General features: G+C 47.6%; 18 protein-coding genes. 14 read left to right on the plus strand and 4 right to left on the minus strand.

What is annotated here, in order from left to right:
• Positions 1–53 precede the first annotated feature (53 nt).
• On the plus strand, positions 54–710 hold the full coding sequence (locus MJX74_RS00640; protein ID WP_240219969.1) for a choice-of-anchor H family protein: 657 nt from the start codon (positions 54–56) through the stop codon (positions 708–710).
• Complete coding sequence (locus MJX74_RS00645) at positions 711–1634, plus strand: hypothetical protein (RefSeq protein WP_240219971.1); 924 nt, start codon at positions 711–713, stop codon at positions 1632–1634. It begins immediately after the preceding gene.
• Here the strand turns inward: MJX74_RS00645 and MJX74_RS00650 are convergent.
• The gene (locus MJX74_RS00650) at positions 1626–2696 is read right to left on the minus strand and encodes a hypothetical protein (protein ID WP_240219973.1); all 1071 of its coding nucleotides are present in this window, start codon (positions 2694–2696) and stop codon (positions 1626–1628) included. The genes MJX74_RS00645 and MJX74_RS00650 overlap by 9 nt on opposite strands.
• Before the next feature lie 107 nt (positions 2697–2803).
• A complete protein-coding gene (locus tag MJX74_RS00655) occupies positions 2804–4195 on the minus strand; it encodes a PhoH family protein (RefSeq protein WP_240219975.1) in 1392 nt (463 codons plus the stop codon).
• A 240-nt stretch (positions 4196–4435) separates the two neighbouring features.
• Between MJX74_RS00655 and rapA the strand changes: the two genes are divergently transcribed.
• The 5 genes from rapA to MJX74_RS00680 all read left to right on the plus strand — a co-directional run bounded on the left by rapA (position 4436) and on the right by MJX74_RS00680 (position 10660).
• Entirely contained in the window at positions 4436–7348 is a 2913-nt protein-coding gene (gene rapA / locus MJX74_RS00660) for an RNA polymerase-associated protein RapA (protein WP_240219977.1), read from the plus strand.
• Between the two features lie 2 nt (positions 7349–7350).
• On the plus strand, positions 7351–7989 hold the full coding sequence (locus MJX74_RS00665) for a pseudouridine synthase (protein ID WP_275692629.1): 639 nt from the start codon (positions 7351–7353) through the stop codon (positions 7987–7989).
• Positions 7990–8158: 169 nt separating this feature from the next.
• On the plus strand, positions 8159–9238 hold the full coding sequence (locus MJX74_RS00670) for an OmpA family protein (protein ID WP_240219979.1): 1080 nt from the start codon (positions 8159–8161) through the stop codon (positions 9236–9238).
• Between the two features lie 213 nt (positions 9239–9451).
• Entirely contained in the window at positions 9452–9811 is a 360-nt protein-coding gene (locus MJX74_RS00675; protein WP_240219981.1) for a hypothetical protein, read from the plus strand.
• 105 nt (positions 9812–9916) lie between these two features.
• Entirely contained in the window at positions 9917–10660 is a 744-nt protein-coding gene (locus MJX74_RS00680; protein WP_240219983.1) for a DUF3530 family protein, read from the plus strand.
• On the opposite strand, the gene djlA is transcribed toward MJX74_RS00680, so the two are convergent.
• A complete protein-coding gene (gene djlA / locus MJX74_RS00685; RefSeq protein ID WP_240219985.1) occupies positions 10655–11464 on the minus strand; it encodes a co-chaperone DjlA in 810 nt (269 codons plus the stop codon). The two genes, MJX74_RS00680 and djlA, sit on opposite strands and share 6 nt — an antisense overlap.
• 139 nt (positions 11465–11603) lie before the next feature.
• On the opposite strand from djlA, the gene lptD reads away from it, so the two are divergent.
• From lptD to MJX74_RS00720, 7 genes are all read left to right on the plus strand, one after another.
• The gene (gene lptD / locus MJX74_RS00690) at positions 11604–13877 is read left to right on the plus strand and encodes an LPS assembly protein LptD (RefSeq protein ID WP_240219987.1); all 2274 of its coding nucleotides are present in this window, start codon (positions 11604–11606) and stop codon (positions 13875–13877) included.
• Between the two features lie 11 nt (positions 13878–13888).
• Positions 13889–15178, plus strand: coding sequence for a peptidylprolyl isomerase SurA (surA, locus tag MJX74_RS00695; protein ID WP_240219989.1), 1290 nt, complete (start codon positions 13889–13891; stop codon positions 15176–15178).
• Positions 15178–16173, plus strand: coding sequence for a 4-hydroxythreonine-4-phosphate dehydrogenase PdxA (pdxA, locus tag MJX74_RS00700; RefSeq protein WP_240219991.1), 996 nt, complete (start codon positions 15178–15180; stop codon positions 16171–16173). The genes surA and pdxA overlap by 1 nt, the downstream gene beginning before the upstream one ends.
• Positions 16166–16978: a 16S rRNA (adenine(1518)-N(6)/adenine(1519)-N(6))-dimethyltransferase RsmA gene (rsmA, locus tag MJX74_RS00705; RefSeq protein ID WP_240219993.1), complete on the plus strand. Its 813-nt coding sequence runs from the start codon at positions 16166–16168 to the stop codon at positions 16976–16978. The genes pdxA and rsmA overlap by 8 nt, the downstream gene beginning before the upstream one ends.
• Entirely contained in the window at positions 16975–17352 is a 378-nt protein-coding gene (gene apaG / locus MJX74_RS00710; RefSeq protein ID WP_240219995.1) for a Co2+/Mg2+ efflux protein ApaG, read from the plus strand. Before rsmA ends, apaG begins: the two co-directional genes overlap by 4 nt.
• Positions 17352–18170 carry a symmetrical bis(5'-nucleosyl)-tetraphosphatase gene (locus tag MJX74_RS00715; protein WP_240219997.1) on the plus strand — a complete coding sequence of 273 codons (819 nt, stop codon included), beginning with the start codon at positions 17352–17354 and terminating at the stop codon, positions 18168–18170. Before apaG ends, MJX74_RS00715 begins: the two co-directional genes overlap by 1 nt.
• A 73-nt stretch (positions 18171–18243) precedes the next feature.
• Positions 18244–20256: a methyl-accepting chemotaxis protein gene (locus MJX74_RS00720; RefSeq protein WP_240219999.1), complete on the plus strand. Its 2013-nt coding sequence runs from the start codon at positions 18244–18246 to the stop codon at positions 20254–20256.
• A 61-nt stretch (positions 20257–20317) separates the two neighbouring features.
• Here MJX74_RS00720 and MJX74_RS00725 read toward each other — a convergent pair whose 3' ends face one another.
• Complete coding sequence (locus MJX74_RS00725) at positions 20318–20698, minus strand: DUF3718 domain-containing protein (RefSeq protein WP_240220001.1); 381 nt, start codon at positions 20696–20698, stop codon at positions 20318–20320.
• Between the last annotated feature and the right edge of the window lie 68 nt (positions 20699–20766).

Below are 20766 nucleotides of genomic sequence, written 5' to 3' on the forward strand. Positions count from 1 at the left end.
CAAAATTCATCCCGCCAGCTTGTAATAGTAACAAAGCATAAGGAGATACCGTTATGAAAAATATCAGCTTAAGCCTGCTAAGTTGCCTGCTGTTGTGGTTTGCTGTACCAATCGAAGCCAGCAGTGCTGACAGCACTACCACTGAACGGCGTAGTGAACACAAACCGCTGTTAAAAAGCATGAAAGAGACCAAAGTAACGACCCAGGCTTACCAAAGCCATGTCTGGTTTCACAGTGTTGATGTGTTTATCAGCGGCGATCTTAATGACAACGGTTATTACCATAGACTGGAAGTTGAACTGGATGCTGATACTTCAGTGTCGTATCAACAGGTATTTGCTGAATTTACCCTGCTGCCCACCTATGGCGATGAGCGGGTATATTACACCAGCAGTATATTTGAATTGTACGGCCAAAGCCCTGACGACTGGCTGGCAATTGATACCGTGCTGGAGACCCGCTTTGCACCAGACGACTATTTCCTGACTGTCCGTCTGTTTGACGCCGCAACCGGTTACCTGCTGGCAGAGATTTCTGGTTTTGATGACGCAAACCTTGATTACATTCCACTGGAAGATTACAACAGAGACAGCTACATCGGCAGCAGCACAACGGTTGAAGCATCAGGCGGTGCCACTGGTATCTTGTTGCTGCTGGTATTATGCTTGTTGTCTGGGCAACGTTATCGGGCATTACGTCAGCGGAGCTAAATGAAATTTATCCTGTTGTTTTTTATGCTGCTGCCGCCACTACTGGCGGCAGATACGTTACGTTTTTCACTGCAACAGGATGACGGACAGGCACATTTTAATTACCGTTTCAGTGTGGCCGGGCAGGCACAGCAACTGAACTTTAGCATCGCACAACCTACGTTAAGCAACCACTTCCGCCAGTTTCGCCGTTTCCAAACCAGCGTTATGCAGCAGTATTTATGGCGGGATCTGCAAATGCATATGGCAAAATATCCAAACGCCCGCCTGATACGCCAGCCAGACAGAAATGCGCTGAGTTATCAGATCGCCAGTGCCGATAACACACTATTGCCACAGCTGCAGCAGGAGCTAAGCCAACTTACTACTGAGCGCAGCCAGTTTTATCTGCAGCAAGCTTATTATTATCAGCTGAGCCTGCCCTGGAGCGGCCCTGTTATTGTGCCCGACCACCAGCGGCTGATGCAGGACAGCCTGAAAGACCTGTTGCCCGTCGCCAAAGCCTTGCATGAGAAACTGGTTAACACGGCCAGCCGGGATACGGTGGCATACATTAGTAGTTGGTTACAGCAACTGCCTTATCAGGATTTATCTGATCGCCGAAATTCCACCGGCAATACTTTTAGCCCACCGCTAAGAGTGTTGCAGGATAACCGTGGTGACTGCGACAGTAAAACGGTGTTACTTGCTGCACTGATCCGTATGCTGTTACCGGATGTAAAACTGGCTATTGTGTACTTACCACAGCACGCCATGCTGGCAGTACAATTGCCGGTTACCGGCACTGACGATAAAGCCACCATAGAGGGCAAAGAGTATTTACTGGTAGACCCTACCGGCCCGGCACTGTTCTCCCCCGGTACGATAAGCCAGGATTATATTATGTATACCCGCAGTGGTCAGTTTGGTTATCGTTTACTCTGAATCCGGCTTTTTGCTGTCATGTAGCTGGTACACCTTATCGAATACCTCTGTCCAGCCTTGTGGAATATGCCGCACTCCATGGGGCTGGCCCGCAGCCAGCCGGTCAATGTGCACGATTAAGCGACCTACAGCAGACAAAGTGCGTTTTTTATAACGCAGTTGTAACGCCACCAACAGCGCCCCAAGCAGCAGTAAATACCCCAGCCAGTGCCAGAAAAAGGTCTGCAGGCCGGCTGCAAACACATTGGTCTTATATTCCAGCACTGCCAGTGACCAGGGAGTACTGCTTAAACGCTGAATCTGCAACATATGCTCATCGGCACGCTGCGGACGTTTTATATTGCCCGCGCCGCCTACCAGATCGCCAGACTGAGCCAGCAACATAAAATCCAACTGCGGATACTGGCTGTGCACCGGTGCCAGCAAAGAGTCGGTTGCCACTATGTATAAAAAGCTGCCCAGCTTTTTATCCTGATAACTCAGTGGCACCATCATTGCTGCCTGCTGTGGCGAAAAATGCGAATAGAACACTAAGTCACGTTCAAAGCTTAAAGTTTGTGCGGTGTCCTGCCGCCATTTTAACAATTGCTCGGCCAGGTAATCCGGCCATTTTGAGGCGCCGTTGTAAGCAAAACCCTGCTCCGAAATATAATACAGCCCTTTGACAACCGGCTGCGTTTCACCAGCCAGCTCAAAATAAGGCTGTAACCGCAACAACATCTGTAGCTCCAGATTAAGCGCCGCATTTTCGCCGTAAAGCGGTAGTTGCTCAGTATCAGTCGTGTTAACCGATAACACCGGCAGGCTGTCATCACTTTGTATGGCAGGTAATTGCAGTTTAATCTGTGCATTGCGCCGCAGTGCCTCAGCAAACCCCATCAACGGCAGCAAGGTACTGTCTAACTGCTGTACTGCATTATCCAGCAGACTTTTGCTATGCACGACTTTGCTGTCAATCGTCAGCAAATAATGCCCGGTGGCGCCCAATAGCGACAGAGCCAGCACCAGCAATCCTCCCAGCAGGCTACTGCGTTTATATTCGGTGTAAACAGGGTTTTTCATGCAACTCCTTTGCATGTCCGGATGGACCTTAGGGTAATAAGAACAAAAAAAGCCTAGTTGAACTACATAATTAGTCAACCAGGCTTTTCATAAACAACATAACCAGCTTACAAATTAGCTTCTGCAAAAGACGCCAGACGGCTGCGTACCACACCATTTAAGTTAATGGTGGTACTGCCTTCAAAGTTCTTGAATCGTTCAACTATATAAGTTAATCCTGATGTTACTGCCGTTAAATAGTTACTGTCAATCTGCGATAAATTACCGGAACAAATCAGTTTTGTTCCTTCACCGCAACGGGTAATAATGGTTTTTAATTGTGCTGCGCTTAAATTCTGACATTCATCCAGAATAACGATCGCATTCTGAATACTACGCCCACGCATAAAATTAACTGACTTAAACTGAATGTTGGCTTTTTCCATAATGTAATTTACGCTGGCATGCGGATGCTCGTCGGTTTTGTGCAGCACCTCCAGAGAGTCGGTAATCGCAGCCAGCCAGGGCGCCATTTTTTCCTCCTCTGTACCGGGTAAAAAACCGATAGACTCGGCAATCTCCGGAGTGTTGCGCGTAACAATAACCTTATCATACATGCCTTTTTCTATTACCAGCTCCAGCGCAGCTGCCAGCGCAATTAAGGTTTTACCGCAACCGGCAGGGCCAGTCAGAATGACTAAATCCATCTGTGGGTCGAGTAAAGCCTGCATGGCCATCGCCTGATAAATGTTTTTTGGGTGAATACCCCAGGCATGACGGTGCATTAAGCGCTCATAACCAAAATCAATAATACGGATCTCTTTGTCTGTTATAGCAACCACCTTACCGGCAAAGCCTTCCACTTCATCAATCAGGTATTCGTTAAGATAAGCATTGGGTAATATACTGCGGCTAACATAATGATAGGTTTCACGGCCTTCGTTCTCGGTTCGGCACTCACCTACCTGACTCCAGAAATCACCGGGAAATTTGTAATAGCCTTTATATAAAAAACGGACATCATCAATCAGCTGGTCAGTACGATAATCTTCTACCAGTTTTAAACCGGCTCCTTTGGCTTTGAGCCGCATATTGATGTCTTTGGTAACCAAAATTACCTTAGTCGGGCTTTTTTCCCGCTGCAGGTAGAGCGCAGTATTTATAATTAAGTGATCATTTTCGCCGCCGGGTAAACCGGGGATTTCATCAGTGATGTGGTGATCATTAACAATAAACAGGTGGCCGCCCTGTTTTTGTTCACCCTGACGCGGCATAGCCACACCTTGCAGCATCTGATCCGGCGACGCATCTTTTAACACATCTTCCAGCGCACGAATGGCGACACGGGCATCACGGCTGACGTCTTTGTTGCGGTCTTTGATATGATCAAGTTCTTCCAGCACCGTCATCGGTATTACAACATCGTGTTCTTGGAAGTTAAGGAAGGCAAAAGGTTCGTGTAGCAGGATATTGGTGTCTAGAACGTAGATTTTTTTTTCTTTACTTTTTCTTCGCGCCATACGGGGCTCCTCTTCGCCTGACACTGGTCCTTACCACTGTCATAAAACAAGCATAGTGCAACTGATAAACTTTGCCGCAGCTTATGCAAAAAATTACTGTAACTTTAGCCACTCTTACTGTGCCGTTATGGTATGTCAAATAGATGACAAAATACTCTGTGCTATTTAATGCGAATACAGATGCAGCAAAGCACGATTCCTAGTACCATAGCGCCCCCGTTTTAGCTGATAGGGTACAAGATGAAGTTTGCTCTGGGACAACGCTGGATTAGTGACACAGAATCCGATTTAGGGTTAGGCACCATAGTCGCGCTGGAAGGCCGTAATGTAACATTGCTGTTTCCCGCCAGCGGAGAAACCCGGCTTTATGCCCAGGCCGAAGCGCCATTAACCCGGGTACAATTTAATATCGGTGACGAAGTCGCCAGCGCTGAAGGTTTTAAACTGCAGATCAGTGCTATCAAACCGTTGCACGACACGCTGGTATATTGCGGCAGCAGGCTGGATGACGGCAGCTACACAGAGCTGCGTGAAACCTTTCTTGATCACTTTATCAGCTTTAACCAACCACAAGACCGCCTGTTCGCCGGCCAGATTGACCGCTTTGACTGGTTTACCCTGCGCTATCAGGCGTGGCAACAGCTGCATTTGCAGCAAAAGAACCCGTTACGGGGTTTATCCGGCCCACGCGTCAGCTTAATTGCGCATCAGCTGCATATTGCCAACGAAGTGGCACAGCGCCACGCACCGAGGGTACTGCTGGCCGACGAAGTTGGCCTTGGCAAAACCATTGAAGCCGGTTTTATCATTCATCAGCAAATTATCAGCGGCTTAGCCAGCCGGGTGATGATAGTGGTGCCCGACTCATTGCAGCATCAGTGGCTGGTAGAAATGCTGCGCCGCTTTAATCTGCACTTTGCTGTTTTTGATCAGGAGCGCTGCGAGCAGTCACTGCTGGATAACCCTAATCCGTTTGATACCGAACAACTGGTATTATGCAGCCTGGCATTTCTGAAAAATCATCCGCGCTGGCATCAGTTAGCCACACAAAGCCAGTGGGATTTATTAGTAGTTGACGAAGCTCACCACCTGCAATGGCATGAACAGGCACCAAGCGAAGAATATCAGCGCGTAAGTGAACTGGCAGCCAATACAGCAGGACTAATTCTGCTTACCGCCACCCCTGATCAATTGGGCCATGAAAGCCACTTTGCCCGGCTAAAATTACTCGACCCGGCACGTTTTCACAGCTACAACACATTTTTGCAGGAAGAACAAAGCTATCAGCATATTGCTGCCGTCGCCAAACCACTGTTAGCGCAGCGCAACCTGAGCCAGGCTGAAGCTCAGGCACTGCAGCAGGTGCTTAATGAAAGCGATATTACTGCTGAACTGGCCTCACTAACCGATGCCAGCAGCGATACAGAACAACAAAACACAGCGCGGCAACAATTACTGGCCCAGTTGCTGGACCGTCACGGTACCGGCCGGATTTTATTCCGTAACAGCCGCGCCGGTGTAAAAGGCTTCCCCAAGCGCCAGGCACGGCTTTACCCGCTTAGCTTGCCGGAGCAATATCAGAATGCTTTAAAAGTACATTTCAGCCTGAACCCGACACTGACAGAGGCAGATCGGATTAATGCCAACCTGTTTCCGGAGCAAGTGTTTCAGCAGTTAGATGCACAGAGCAACTGGTGGCAGTTTGACCCCAGGGTAGAGCAACTGCTGCAATTACTGAAACAACATAAACACGATAAATTTTTATTGATATGTGCCAGGCCGCAAACTGCCATTGCCCTCGAAGAGGCCGTGCGGGTACGCGAAGGTATCCGTGCGGCAGTATTTCATGAAGGTATGAGCATACTGGAGCGTGATAAAGCTGCCGCCTACTTTGCCCAGGAAGAATACAGCGCCCAGTTGCTGCTGTGCTCAGAAATAGGCAGCGAAGGGCGTAACTTCCAGTTTGCCCATCATCTGGTGTTGTTTGACCTGCCGCTAAATCCGGATTTACTTGAGCAGCGCATTGGCCGTCTGGACCGTATCGGCCAGCGGGAAGATATTCAGATCCACCTGCCGTATTTTAGCGGCCATGCCCAGCAGGTACTACTCGATTGGTATCAGCAGGGGCTAAATGCGCTGGAGCATACATGCCAAACCGGCCGTACGGTATTTGAGCAGTTTGCGCCACAGCTACTACCGCTGCTGGCAACACAAAATGCAGACGACAATGCATTGCACCAGCTTATCGCCCAAACCAGTCAGTTTAACCAACAGCTAAAACAACAGCTGGAACAAGGCCGGGATCAACTGCTGGAAATAAACTCCGGCGGCGGCGCTGCTGCCAAGACACTGGTAACAGCGCTGGCAGCGCAGGACAACGACACTGCCCTGCCGATGCTAATGTTTAAAGCCTGGGACATGTTGGGTATTAACCAGGAAGATCGCAGCGACACCAGTATTATTCTTACTCAGTCAGAGCACATGCACTGCGCCAGCTATCCGATGCTGAATGATGACGGCATTACCATTACCTTTGATCGCGCTACCGCACTGGCCGAAGAAGATATCCAGTTGCTAAGCTGGGATCACCCGATGGTGCGCGGTACGCTGGATATTTTAACCACCGAAATGCATGGCAGCAGCTCAGTGGCGCTCCTGGCTAATAAAGCCCTGCCGGTTGGCAGTTATTTGCTGGAGTTTATTTTTATTGTTGAAGCCAGTGCCCCAGCTGCTTTACAACTTAACCGCTATTTACCGGCAACACCGCTGCGTTTATTGCTGGATAAAAGCGCCAACAATCTGTCGGCTAAAGTCAGCTTCGAGCAATTAAATAAACAACTGAAACCTGTTGGTCGCCAGACCGGCAGCAAGCTGGCGGGTGCGCTGCAAAGCTTAATTCATCCGTTAATTGCCAATGCCTCAACGATGGCAGAACAACAATTAGCAGATATTATGCAGGCTGCACAACACACTGCAGAGCAAGCACTGAACGAACAACAGCAGCGCCTCACTGCCTTGCGTAAATACAACCCGTCTGTAAGACAAGACGAAATTGATGCTTTGGCTCAGCAACAACAGCAACTAACACATTACATCAGTAAAGCACGGCTGAAGCTTGATGCCATCCGCCTTATTGTTGTCAGCCACGATTAATTATGTTGCTGGAGTACAAGCCACCGATGTCGCCTTATCTGGATATTTTGTATCAGGATGAGGCGCTGGTGGTGTTTAATAAGCCCAGCGGCTTGCTGACAGTGCCAGGCAAAGCAGCAGAGCACAAAGACAGCCTGGAATACCGCGCACGATTAGTCTGGCCCGGGGTGCGGATAGTACACCGACTGGATATGGCAACATCAGGTATTGTTGTTATGGCGCTGACAGCCGACAGCCAGCGCGAACTTAACCGCCAGTTTCAACAACGTGAAACTGAAAAACATTATATTGCGCGCGTTAGTGGGCAGGTTGAAGCTGACAGCGGCAGTATAAACCTGCCGTTAATCTGTGACTGGCCAAACAGGCCAAAGCAAAAAGTCTGCTTTGAACATGGTAAGGCATCATTGACACATTATCAGGTATTACAGCGTGAAGAGCATTGCAGCCGGCTAAAATTAACCCCGGTGACCGGTCGTTCGCATCAGTTACGGGTGCACCTGCAATGGCTGCAACACCCTATTCTTGGCGATAAATTTTATGGTGATGCAGAAGGCAGGCTGCAATTACATGCCGAAAAATTGATACTAACCCACCCTGTAACGGGGCGAAGGTTACACTTTATTACTAAAAGTCCTTTTTAATAAGATATTACTGTATTTATTAACCCACGGTTCATATAAGTGGTATATCATATGCAAATACAAATAAGATTGTTAGTTAATAGAAATTAATTTCTATCTACAAAAAATCAAAAACCAACGCATAATAACTTAATTGTTAAAAGTGTCAGTGTAGTCTAAGGAGATATGGATGAAACTTAATAAAACTTTTCTGGCTGTAGCAGCAGCTTTACCATTGTTCAGCTTTGCAGTTAATGCAGATACTGTAACGACAGCTGATCTGAAAGAGCGCGTATTTGGTTCTTTATTCGGCGAGTATTACATGCCGGATACTGACAAAACTGAATCTCCAGATTGGAATTACATGGAGAAAGATTGGGGCTACGGTGTTGAGTTAGGTTATTACCTGACTGAACAGTGGGCCATCCGTGCAGAATATGCCCGCATGGAAATGCAATCAAAGCTGGACGGTTCAGATGTTAACGGTAACCGTTATGGTTTAGATGTAATGTATCATTTGCCACAGTGGTCTTCTGTTTATCTGGTAGGTGGTTTAAAGCGTTTTGATGCAGCTCAAAATACCACTGCATTTAATGTGGGTTTAGGCTACAAACATTTCTTCAATCAAAACTTCGCTTTATATGCTGAAGCTAACCGTTATCAGGGCATTGACGAAACATACGGCGATGCGGGTATCAAACTGGGTATGACTTACGCATTTGGTTCTGCGGCAGCAAAAGCGGCACCAACTCCGGCTCCTGCACCAGTTGCACCAGTTCAGGCTGCACCAGTAGATTCTGATGGTGACGGCGTGCCAGATACTGCAGACAAGTGTGCAAACACTCCTGCTAACCATAAAGTAGATGCAACTGGTTGTAGCATTTTCGAAGAGAAAATGGCTGCTGTTGGCGACGTTGACATCGAAGTTCGCTTCGCATTCGATTCTGCCGCTATTCCAGCAAACCAGATCTCTGATGTAGAAGGCCTGGGTGCATTTATGCAACGTTTCCCAGAATCAACAGTGATGATTGAAGGCCACGCTTCCAGCATCGGTCAGGACGATTACAACATGCGTTTATCTGAGCGTCGTGCTAAATCTGTAGCTGATATGCTGAAAAGTAAATTTAACATTGCGCCTTCACGTATTACTTCAGTAGGCTACGGTGAAACCAGACCACGCGTTGAAGGTAATACACCTGCTGCACATGCCGCTAACCAGCGCATTGAAGCTAAAGTAACGGCAACGATTAAAGAGCCAGTACTGCGTTAATTTAAATTTTTTCAGAAAAAAGCCGCTGTAAATCAGCGGCTTTTTTATTTTGTCGCCCACTTAGTAAAAAACAGGCTGCACCTTGTAAAAAAGCTGTGCTAGCATGTCGCCGTGCGCTGGTAATGCCACAGTGATATGACAGCCAGTCTGTCTTTATTGCCTAAAAGCTGCAACAGGGAGTGAAGTACCGCTTTTTAAGGTCTGGAGTCTGTTATGTCAAAGTATTATCGGCCACTTCGTGTGTGGTGTTGTGTCAGTATCTTCAGCTGTTTTGCCACATTCGCGGAACAAGCTCCTGTTATTGTTAACCTGATGGAAAACTCGCACGTCTGTAATTCAGAGACAGAGACTGCCCGGCTGGCAGAGAATGAACAACTGCAGGAAATGGCCCGGGCGCTGGTAGAGTTTAAAGCGACAAAATTCTGTTTTATTCTGCCTTCAGCAGCGGCTGTGCAGGTGCTGGAACAGCATGCAACTTATATAAAGTTCGACTATAAATCGCAAATTCTTTATACCTTCGCCAAATATGTACAGGCTCAAACTCACACCCTCGCGCAGGAACCAACCTACTAACAAGAGTGAAGCTGTTAAAGAGTTATCGCGAACAGCCGATAACGGATTATTCGCCGCAAATAAGATCAGGCTATGCCTTACCTACTTTTTGGACTACGGATTGCAATGTTTGGCATGGCAGCTAGCGGTTATGCCAGTACAATAACGCCCGAACAGGCCCTAACAGCAGATTTAAACCGACAGTTACCCGCTTATGAGCAGATAGAGCAAACAGTAAATGGCAGCACTTTTTTATTGCTGCAACGTGAGAGTATGACCAGCTTTACCAAAGGTACTGCAATATTAATTCCTGACTGGTCACAGCATGCTGCAAGCCCAAAACATATTGACCATTTGCGCCAGCAACTAACGGACTACGGCTGGCACACGTTGGCAGTTATGCCCCCTTCTTACCCTGAGCACCCACTGACTGAAGACAGCCTGCAACAGTATCAGCTGAGCCTGAAAGACAGAATGGAAGCGGTGCAACGTACAGCCGAGCAACAGCCTGGTGTTAGTATAGTGATAGCACAAGGCAGCAGCGCTGCGGTACTCAATCGTTTATATGCCGACAAACAACTGCAAGAACCTGCCGCATTTATTATGCTGGGTGCCTACTTGCCTGATCAGGAACTGAACCGACAGTTGGCCAAAGCTATGGCCTCTCACCAGATCCCGACTCTGGATATTAATCATCAATACGACAACGACTATGTTAGCAGCCAGTTAAAACTGCGCCAGCAACTGGCGAAAAAGCAGCTCAAAGCCATTTACCGCCAACGCCAAATTGTCGGTTCAGGCTATCACAACGATGAGCAAGAGTGGGTATTGCAGGAAATATATGGTTGGCTTACATCAGTCGGCTTATAGTTTATTGCGGTTTCGTTGTTGCTTGATCAATTCATAAGCCGCCTGAATATCCTGTGTTCTGCGTTTTGCTACTTCCAGCATATCTGCTGGCACCCCCTGTGCCATTAGCTTATCCGGATGGTGCTGTGCCATGAGCTTACGGTAGGCTTTCTTTAATACAGCATCACTGGCTGACTCAACTACATCAAGCACTTTATAGGCATCTGCCAGGCTGTGCCTTGTGCTGTTGGCAGGTTGATTACGTCCGGCAAAACGGCTCTGCGCCTGAAATGCCATAATTAATGCATCCAGCTGCACACTGCTAAAGTTTAAATGTCCGGCAACCTGTTGCAGTAAAGCATATTGCTCTGCGGTCATCTGGCCGTTGACACAGGCTGTGTTAATCTGAATTTCGACAAAAAGTTGTAATACATCCCGGCGACGCCGGTACGCCTGATAAAAACTGTTTAGCTGCGGTTGCAATGGAAAACTCACCGCCTTACCGTCACGAAATGCAGCCTGAGCTTCTTTTTGTTGTGCTGGCGTTAAACCAAGCTGATTCATAAACTGCGTGGCCTGGCTGATATGAGCAGACGTCACAACTCCGGTGGCTTTAGCAACGTGCCCCATAGTCGCAAAAGTGGTATAGCGAAATAATGCCTGTTCGTCGAGATTGTCGTTAAACAGCCCGCTAAAGCCGCCATTTTTCTCAAATTGCTGTTTAAAAGCACGATCAAACCAATGGCCAATAATCACACCAATCAACAGGCCAGGCAGTTTCAGTAATGCCAAACCAAACAAGGCCCCGAGAATTTTACCCCACACAATCAAACCCTTTTGTCACAACGAGATTATCGACTGATTGCACTATATCGGATTAGCAGGATTTCTAAAATTGATTTATCATAGCAAGTCCTTTGTACACCTGATAATGTTAACCTTTACGTAAGGCAAGAGTAGCTGCATGAAGCATGGTTTAGCGCTGTTTTTTTTCGTTCCGGTTGGTGCTGCCTGCTTTGACAGCCATGCTCAGACTTCGCAAGCGGCTATGTGTTATTTGCCAGTCCAGCCCCCGGTAGCATTTAACCAGCTAAATGCGAAGGACCCGGCAATCCGCATCAGTTCTGAAACTGTCAATCTATCTGGCAATCAAACTGCTGAGTTTATCGGCAATGTTGAAATAAGTTATCGTGATACCTTGTTAATTGCTCCCAAAGCGAATTTTAGTAGCAGCCAACAAACGGTGTTAGCTGCAGGGGGAATCGAGTACTTTAACAGTTCCATTCAGGTAAGCGGCTCAGAATTTAGCGCCGATCTTATTAATGATAAAGCCAGCCTTAATGATGCCAACTACCGGTTTTTAGAACAGGCTGGCCGCGGCTATGCTGCTGAGCTTACTGCAACAGAGCAGGTGCTGACATTAGACAGCGCATTATTTACTACCTGCCCGGTTGACGATAATAGCTGGGCATTGCATGCCAGCGAGATCCGCATTGAAGAAAGCGAAGGCTGGGGCGAAGCCCGCAATGCCGTGTTTAAAATTAAAGATATTCCGGTATTTTATCTGCCTTATCTGACCTTCCCGGTCAACGAGAACAGACGTAGCGGCCTTTTACTACCCAAAATCGGTAACTCGCAGCGCTTAGGTTTGGATCTTGAGCAGCCGTATTATATTAATCTGGCTGAAAACTATGATATGACGCTGACACCGCGTTATATGAGTAAACGCGGCACTCAGCTCAAATCAGAGTTTCGTTATCTGACCGAGCAACACCGCGGTAATTTACAGCTGGAATATTTACACTCTGACAATGACAAGCCATCCGACTTTGGCAGCCGTTATCTGGGACACCTTAGCCATTTAAGCGATTTTACATCAGAGATCAGAGGCTACATTGACTTTACCGACGTCAGCGACGATGCCTATTTAACCGAACTGGGCTCAGACTACAGCAACCAAAGCGATACCCAGTTGCTGCGCCAGGCCGCGTTAAGTTATTACGGTACTCAGGTGCATTCGCACCTTAAAGTGCAGGGCTTTGAGGTGCTGGGTAATTATAGTAATGCTTACAGTACCTTGCCCGAACTCAGCCTGAGTTCAGCCAAGCCTTACAGCCTGTTACCCAATGTTAATTTTAACTGGCAGGCGCAATACGCTCATTTTGAAAACAGTACAGCGCAAATCAGCAATGCCGATCGCCTGCATATCGAGCCTGGTATTGAAATTCCGTTTATCACACCAGCACTGGAGCTTACGGCTCAAGCCAGTCTGATGTATACCTATTACCAGCAAGACTTTGATGATAACAATATCGATTACATCAGCAGTAGCGTCACCCGTACCATACCTAAGGTACGTTTGCATTCCCGCGTAAATTTTGAGCGCGAATACGAATGGTTTGGCGAACCGGCCCTGCATACGTTTGAACCACAGATCCAGTATCTGTATATCCCCTACCGCGATCAGAGTAATATCGGTTTGTATGACACTACCCGTCTGCAGGATGACTACTACGGCTTATTCCGGGAAAACCGCTATTCTGGCCTGGATCGGATTAACGAAGCAAACCAGCTTACAGTAGGCTGGACTACCCGTTTTTACGATAATATCGATAACGAGTTATTTCGTTTTAGCCTGGGCCAGATTTTCTTTCTGTCAGATCCCAAACCACAACCTGACAAAACAGAAACCGTTGACGATCTGACATCAACAGAATCTATGCTGGCTGCCGAGATGATTTGGCACTGGTTCAGTAAATGGTATTTCAGCACAGCCGTGCAGTACGATATCGACAGCGATCAGTTAATTAAAAGCAATGCCTCGCTGGATTACCGTGGCAGTGGTAAAAGCCTGTTCCAGTTGAACCATAGGTACAGTCGGGCAGTCTCAGGTCAGGAAATCCAACAAATGGGCGTGCTGGGAACTATGCCAGTAAGTGACAACTGGCAACTGGTAGGTACTTACTATCGGGATGTGACAAATAATCGTATGATAGACGCCAGTTTTGGTGTGCAATACGAATCATGCTGCTGGGCTGTGCGTTTAGTTGCCCGACGTCAGGTACTGACTGATCTTGAACTACCGGTTGATGCTATTAATGGCACCAGCAGGCTGGATAGCAGCATTGGATTACAATTCGTCCTTAAAGGCTTTGGTGACAGTGCTGGCTTCGGTGTAACCGACATGCTGTCTAACGGTATTTTCAGTTACCGCAAGCCATACTTATTAACTAATTGATGTAGGAATTTATGAAGTTATCACAACTTATCTGTACCGCCTTATTATGCGGTTTCAGCTGCAGCAGCATGGCTGCTGAGCGTGAAATAGACCGGGTAGCCGTTATTGTTGATAACAGCGTGGTGCTTGAAAGCGACATTACAGATATCGTTGAGCGGGTAAAGCGTAATGCCGCCAGCCAGGGGCAAACCCTGCCATCTGATGCAGCGCTGCGTACCCAGGCATCAGAACGTTTAATTATGACCAACCTGCAATTGCAGATGGCTCAGCGTATGGGTTTACAGATAAGTGATGCCCAACTTGACGACACCATTCGAAACATCGCACAAGGCGAAAACCTGTCGCTTGATGCTTTTCGCCAACAGGTGATTGCAGAAGAAGGTAACTACGAGCGTTTTCGTGAGCGTTTGCGTGAAGAAATGATTACCGGCGAAGTAGTCAGAGCCAACGTACAGCGCCGGGTTTACATCAGCCCGCAGGAAGTAGATAGCCTGCTTAAACTGATGGAAGAACAAGGCGCCAGCAATGAGCAATACAATTTGGGGCATATCCTGATTGCAATTCCAAGCCAGGCTACCTCAGACGACATTAACGACGCTAAAGAGCGGGCAGACAAAGTCATGGAGTTGCTGCGCACTGGCAGTGATTTCAAACGTATAGCCATTGCTTCATCATCAGGAGCCAATGCCCTTGAAGGTGGCGATTTAGGCTGGATGAATATTAATGAAATGCCCACCTTGTTCTCAGAAGCTATTCGTGGCCGCAAAAAAACCGATGTTGTTGGCCCGTTACGCTCGGGTGCAGGCTTTCATATCCTGACTATTTTTGACATACGCGGCGAAAATGTTGCAGAAATTAGCGAAGTTAAATCACGGCACATCTTAATTAAACCATCAATTATTCTGAGCGAAGATCGTGCCCGCACTATGCTAACCGAGTTTGCTGCTAAGCTGCGCACCGGCGAAGCAGACTTTGCCGAATTAGCCAAACAGCACTCTGAAGATCCAGGTTCAAAACTCAATGGTGGCGATCTGGGCTGGAGCGAACCGGATGTGTTTGTACCGGCATTTCGCGATACGTTAAACCGTTTGCAGGTTAATGAAATAAGCGAACCCTTCAGAACCGAACACGGCTGGCATATTGCCCAGGTACTTGAGAAACGTACTGTAGACGCCACCGCCGATAAAAAGCGCCAGCAGGTATACCGGATGATTTTCAACCGCCGCTACAACGAAGAGTCGGCTAACTTTTTGCGCGAACTTCGTTCAGATGCACATATTGAAGTAAGGTCAGAGGGCTGATGACACTGCGAATTGGCATTACACCGGGTGAGCCGGCCGGTATAGGGCCAGATTTAGTTATCACCCTTGCCCAGCAGGCGTGGCCGGTAGAGCTGGTTGTGTGTGCCAATGCAGCATTGTTAAGCGAACGCGCCGCCCAACTCGGGCTGGCGCTGAGTATCATACCTTACGACGCTTCAGCGGCTCCCAGGCCACAACAGGCTGGCACACTAACAGTCGTGGACTTTGCGCTGTCAGAGCCGGTTATTCCCGGCACGCTTAACGTTGTTAATGGCCGTTATGTGGTTAATACGTTAACCTTCGCCGGCGAAAAATGCATAAGTAGTGAGTTTGCTGCTATTGTTACCGGCCCGGTGCACAAAGGCATTATTAATCAGGCTGGCATTCCTTTTAGCGGCCATACTGAGTTCTTTGCTTTGCAATCTAACACCCCTTATGTGGTCATGATGCTGGCAACCGAAGGCCTGCGCGTTGCACTGGCCACCACGCATATTCCGTTAGCCTATGTGGCAAAAGCCATTACCAGAGAACGTTTACTGAAAGTTCTGACAATACTGCATCAGGATTTACAGCAAAAATTTGCTATTGCTGAACCCAGGATCTACGTCTGTGGCCTTAACCCCCACGCCGGAGAGGATGGCCACCTTGGTAGAGAAGAACTGGACATTATTATCCCCACCCTCAATGAACTGCGGGCAGAAGGCATGCAGCTGATTGGGCCGTTACCGGCTGATACACTGTTTCAGAGTAAATATCTTGATCATGCCGATGCGGTGCTGGCGATGTACCATGACCAGGGCTTACCGGTACTCAAACATATGGGCTTTGGCCGTTCTGTTAATATCAGTCTTGGCTTACCGTTAATCCGAACTTCGGTTGATCACGGTACCGCACTGGATTTAGCCGGTACCGGCAAAGCCGATGCCGGCAGTTTATTTCACGCAGTTAATCAGGCTATTACACTGGCCAATAAAACGACGACTCTACATGACTGATAATGTACATTTAGGCCACCGCGCCCGTAAGCGTTTTGGCCAGAACTTCCTGCACGACCCTCAGGTAATTGGCCGCATTGTTAAAGCCATCGCGCCTAAACCCAACGATCTGCTGGTTGAGATTGGCCCTGGCTTGGGCGCACTGACAGAGCCCGTCGCCGAAGCAGCTGGCCATCTGACTGTTATCGAACTGGACAGAGACTTAGCTGAGCGTCTGGTTCAGCACCCAACGCTGGCCAGTAAGTTAACCGTACATCAGGCTGATGCAATGAAATTTGATTTTACTTCATTGGCGCAAGAAGGAAAAAAACTGAAAATTTTCGGTAATTTACCTTACAACATCTCCACGCCGTTGCTATTTCATCTGTTTCAATACGCAGACCTTATCGAAAACATGCACTTTATGCTGCAAAAAGAAGTGGTTCAGCGTATGACAGCCGTGCATGGCAGCAAAGCATTTGGTCGTTTAAGTGTAATGACTCAGTACTACTGTGAAGCTATGCCAGTAGTTGAAGTAGGGCCAGGCGCATTTAAACCGGCACCTAAAGTAGATTCTGCCGTGGTACGTTTGCTGCCCCGGGCAGTAGCTGAACGCGCAGCCGTGCCCGCAGAGGTGCTAAACCGGGTTTGTCTGGAAGCATTTAACCAGCGGCGCAAGACAATTCGTAATTGCTTTAGTAATTTTGCCAGCGCAGAACAATTAGAACAGTTAGGGCTGAATCCAGGCCTGCGCCCGGAACAACTTGCAGTGGCCGATTTTGTAAGTGTAGCCCAATGGTTGCAACAGCAGGAAACCGCAGTATGACATCACATTTTAACGTACCGGTAGAAGTTGAAACCTACTATATCGCTGCACAATCAGATCCGGTAGCAGAACGTTATGTGTTCGCCTATACCATTACCATCCGCAATCACAGTAGTGAACCAATACAACTCCTAAGGCGTTACTGGCTAATTACAGACGCCAATGGCAAACAAACCGAAGTAGAAGGTGAAGGTGTTATTGGTGAGCAGCCCCATCTGGCGCCGGGCGGCAGTTATCGTTATACCAGCGGTGCAGTGCTGGAAACTCCGGTTGGCACCATGCAGGGGCACTATGAAATGATAACAACGCAGCAGGAGCGCTTTCACGCCACTATCCCACTGTTTCGTCTGGCTATGCCAAACATTCTTAACTAATGGCCACTTATGTCATTGGCGATTTGCAAGGCTGCTATGATGCGTTACAGCGCTTGCTTGAACATGTCAGTTACAACCCACTGCAGGATCAGCTCTGGTTTTGTGGAGATCTGATTGCCAGAGGCCCGCAGTCATTAGAATGCCTTACTTTTGTTAAAGGGTTAGGCGTCAAAGCCGTTACAGTACTCGGCAACCACGATCTGCATTTTATTGCCTGCCATTATGGCCTGAGCACGGTTAAACCGCAGGATAAGTTGCAGTCATTACTGGACAGCCCGCAGCGGGATGAACTGGTGCAGTGGTTATGCCAGCAACCGTTGCTGCACTTTAGTGATGATCGGCGTTTTATGATGGTTCATGCCGGCCTGGCACCGGAATGGCAACTGGACGATGCTATTATCGCCACAACAGCAGTGCAACAGATACTGCAAAACGACCCGCTAGCACTATTAAGCAGTATGTACGGCAACAAACCCGAACGTTACAGCGAGGCAATATCAGACGAACAGCGTTGGCGCTTCACTATTAACAGCTGCACCCGGATGCGCTTTTGTCGTCAAGATGGCTCGCTTGAACTGAAAGAGAAAGGACACCCCAAGAACCAGACGCAACTGGTACCCTGGTATGAATTCTGGCGCACAAAAACCCACCCTGAACTGTTCTTTGGCCACTGGGCAGCATTAAATGGTTATAGTCCGGTAGCAAATATTCATGCACTTGACACCGGTTGTGTCTGGGGTAATGCATTGACTGCATATTGTATTGATACGCAACAACGTTATAGTGTGGCAGGCATTCCACGGAACCTGTATATTTAACGGTGTTGTCCGGAATTGTTAAGTTTTGCAATTTGAACTACGTTGCATAAAAAAACAAAAAATGGGAGTTATTATGAAGTTAACCGTAGCATTACGGGTGATTGGTGGGTTTGGCATCATTTCGCTACTCCTATTAATCATAGGTACAACATCTTATGTAAGTTTGAACAATATCAGCGCATCAACTGCAGAAGTAAACGAAGTTTCTATACCTGCTCTGGAACAAAGCGCGCTAATGCAAAGCGGTTTCGTGGTAATGAGCAAACAAAGTCTGCAAGCGTTTTACTCTACATCACTGGAAGAAGTATCTTCTTTACGTAAATTGTTCTCTGAAGAACAACAGCGTTATGGGCAAGCGGCAAAAAATTTGAGTGCTGCAGTACAAAATGAGGCTACGCTGAGAAGAGCGGCTGAAACAGTAAACGAAGCCTATAGTAATTTCACGCCGGTAACCACGCAGTTATTTCAGCAGCTGGAAAATAATTTAACCTTGCGTGACAATATTGACAGTAACCTGTCTGACTTGGAAACTCATGCGGATGATATGGCGTCATTGATTCTGGATTTCACCGACGTGCGCGATGTTCAACGCCGTTTTCCACGTTCCTATCAAGCTGCAACCTCCATTGAAACGGGTATAAACACCCTGATTAGCAATGTGGTTGATTTAAACCGTACTACATCAGACACCACTGCCAATACTATCAGTAACGAAATTGCGTTTCGGCTGAAAGAGCTTAATGATCAGTTCGAAACAATTAAGACAGAAACAGCAGGCCAGGTAAACCTGATTGATGATTTGGCAGAAAAGTTTGCTGAAATTAACAAACTGCTCGCTGGTAGTGGCAGCATTGTAGAACTAAAAACCCGCCGTCTACAAAGTACTGCAGAAGCAACAGCGTTGCTTGCCTCAGCCGAACAACAAACTGCCAGTGCTATGGCCAGCCTTGCTGGCTTGTTAAACCAGGCCAGCACAGCGGCAGAAACTATCCAGCAAGACTCAGCTTCAGGTGTATCTAATGCTATTACACTGATTTTTACCGTAGTATTGATCTCAATTATTGTTTCAGTTGTTATTGCAACAGTGACGGTGCGCAGTATTTCTATTCCACTGGCTAAGGTAAATCAGATCCTTGGTGTGGTGGCTTCCGGTGATATGACACAAAAACTGGATGACAGTGCCAAAGACGAGTTCGGTGAACTGGCCCGTAACTGCAACAAGGTTATTGCTAACCTGCAGCAGCTAATTCAGGGCATTATCTCGCGCTCTACTCAGTTAGCAGCAGCTTCTGAGCAAACGTCAGCGATCACTGTACAAACCACCCAAGCGATCCGTGAGCAGAAATCCCAGGTTACCCAAGCTGCAACCGCCACAACGGAGATGAGCAGCACAGCACAAGGTGTATTACAGAGCTCTAACGATGCGGTAGCTGAAATTAAGAACGCCGACAATGAAGCTGAACGCGTTAAAGGTATCTCTCTGGAAAATAAAACTATTATTCTGCAGTTGTCACACGAAGTTGAGCAGGCATCCGTTGTTATCAACAAATTACACAAAGACAGCGCCTCTATCGGTAGCATTTTGGATGTAATACGTGGCATTGCTGAGCAAACTAACCTGCTAGCATTAAATGCAGCTATTGAAGCAGCCCGTGCAGGTGAGCAAGGCCGCGGCTTTGCGGTAGTAGCAGACGAAGTTCGGTCGCTGGCCAGTAAAACTCAGGCATCTACCCAGGAAATTCAGGCGATGATCCAGGTGCTGCAAAGCGGCGCGCAGGCTGCGGTAGAAGCAATGAACAAAGGTAAAAAACAAGCTGAAAACTGTGTGGCGAAAACCGAAGTTGCTACCAAGGCGCTGGACTCTATCACCCATGCTGTGCATCTGGCACATGATATGAGTACACAAATCTCTGATGCAGCTAAAGAGCAAAATCAGGTGTCGCATGAGATCAGTAAGCTATTGGAGTCTATTGTTTCTATTGCGGAAGAAACAGCATCAGGTGCTGAACAAACCTCTGAATCCAGTCATGAAGTGGCAAGATTGGCAGAAGAGTTACGTGTTTCTGTAGAGCAATTCAAAGTCTGATTTAACTGCTAGCAATAAAAAAATCCGCCAACTGGCGGATTTTTTTATTTGCAGACTAAATTTAGTCACCCTCTCCGGCGCGGCTTTTCAGCACAGCAAGCAGTGGTGAAGCCGAGAACCCATTTGCTTCAGCCCAGGCAATATCACCTGATGCACCAACAGCAGAACCGGGTAACTGCTTGACAATAAATTCGCCAACATCAGCAGCATTGCTTTTAAAAGCGTGCCGGACCAGACTTTCACCGTTACATACAACACCATCGTAAATATTGCGTAAGCGTAGACGATAATCACTAAGAACTTTCCTCAGACGGTTCTTATCATCAGCTGCCACATAATCACACATAGAAGCAGCTAACTGATCATCTGCTACCGCACCCGGCGATACCAGTGCGGCGACACTCAAAGCAACACCGCAAAACAACATTGGTAACAATCTCATTTACTACTCCTTGCTGAATACAACCTGAAGCATCTTAACAATATGTAGCTGCAGGTGCAAATAGAGCC

Origin of the sequence: Rheinheimera hassiensis (genome assembly GCF_022436675.1) — a bacterium.
GTDB classification, from domain to species: Bacteria; Pseudomonadota; Gammaproteobacteria; order Enterobacterales; family Alteromonadaceae; genus Alishewanella; species Alishewanella hassiensis.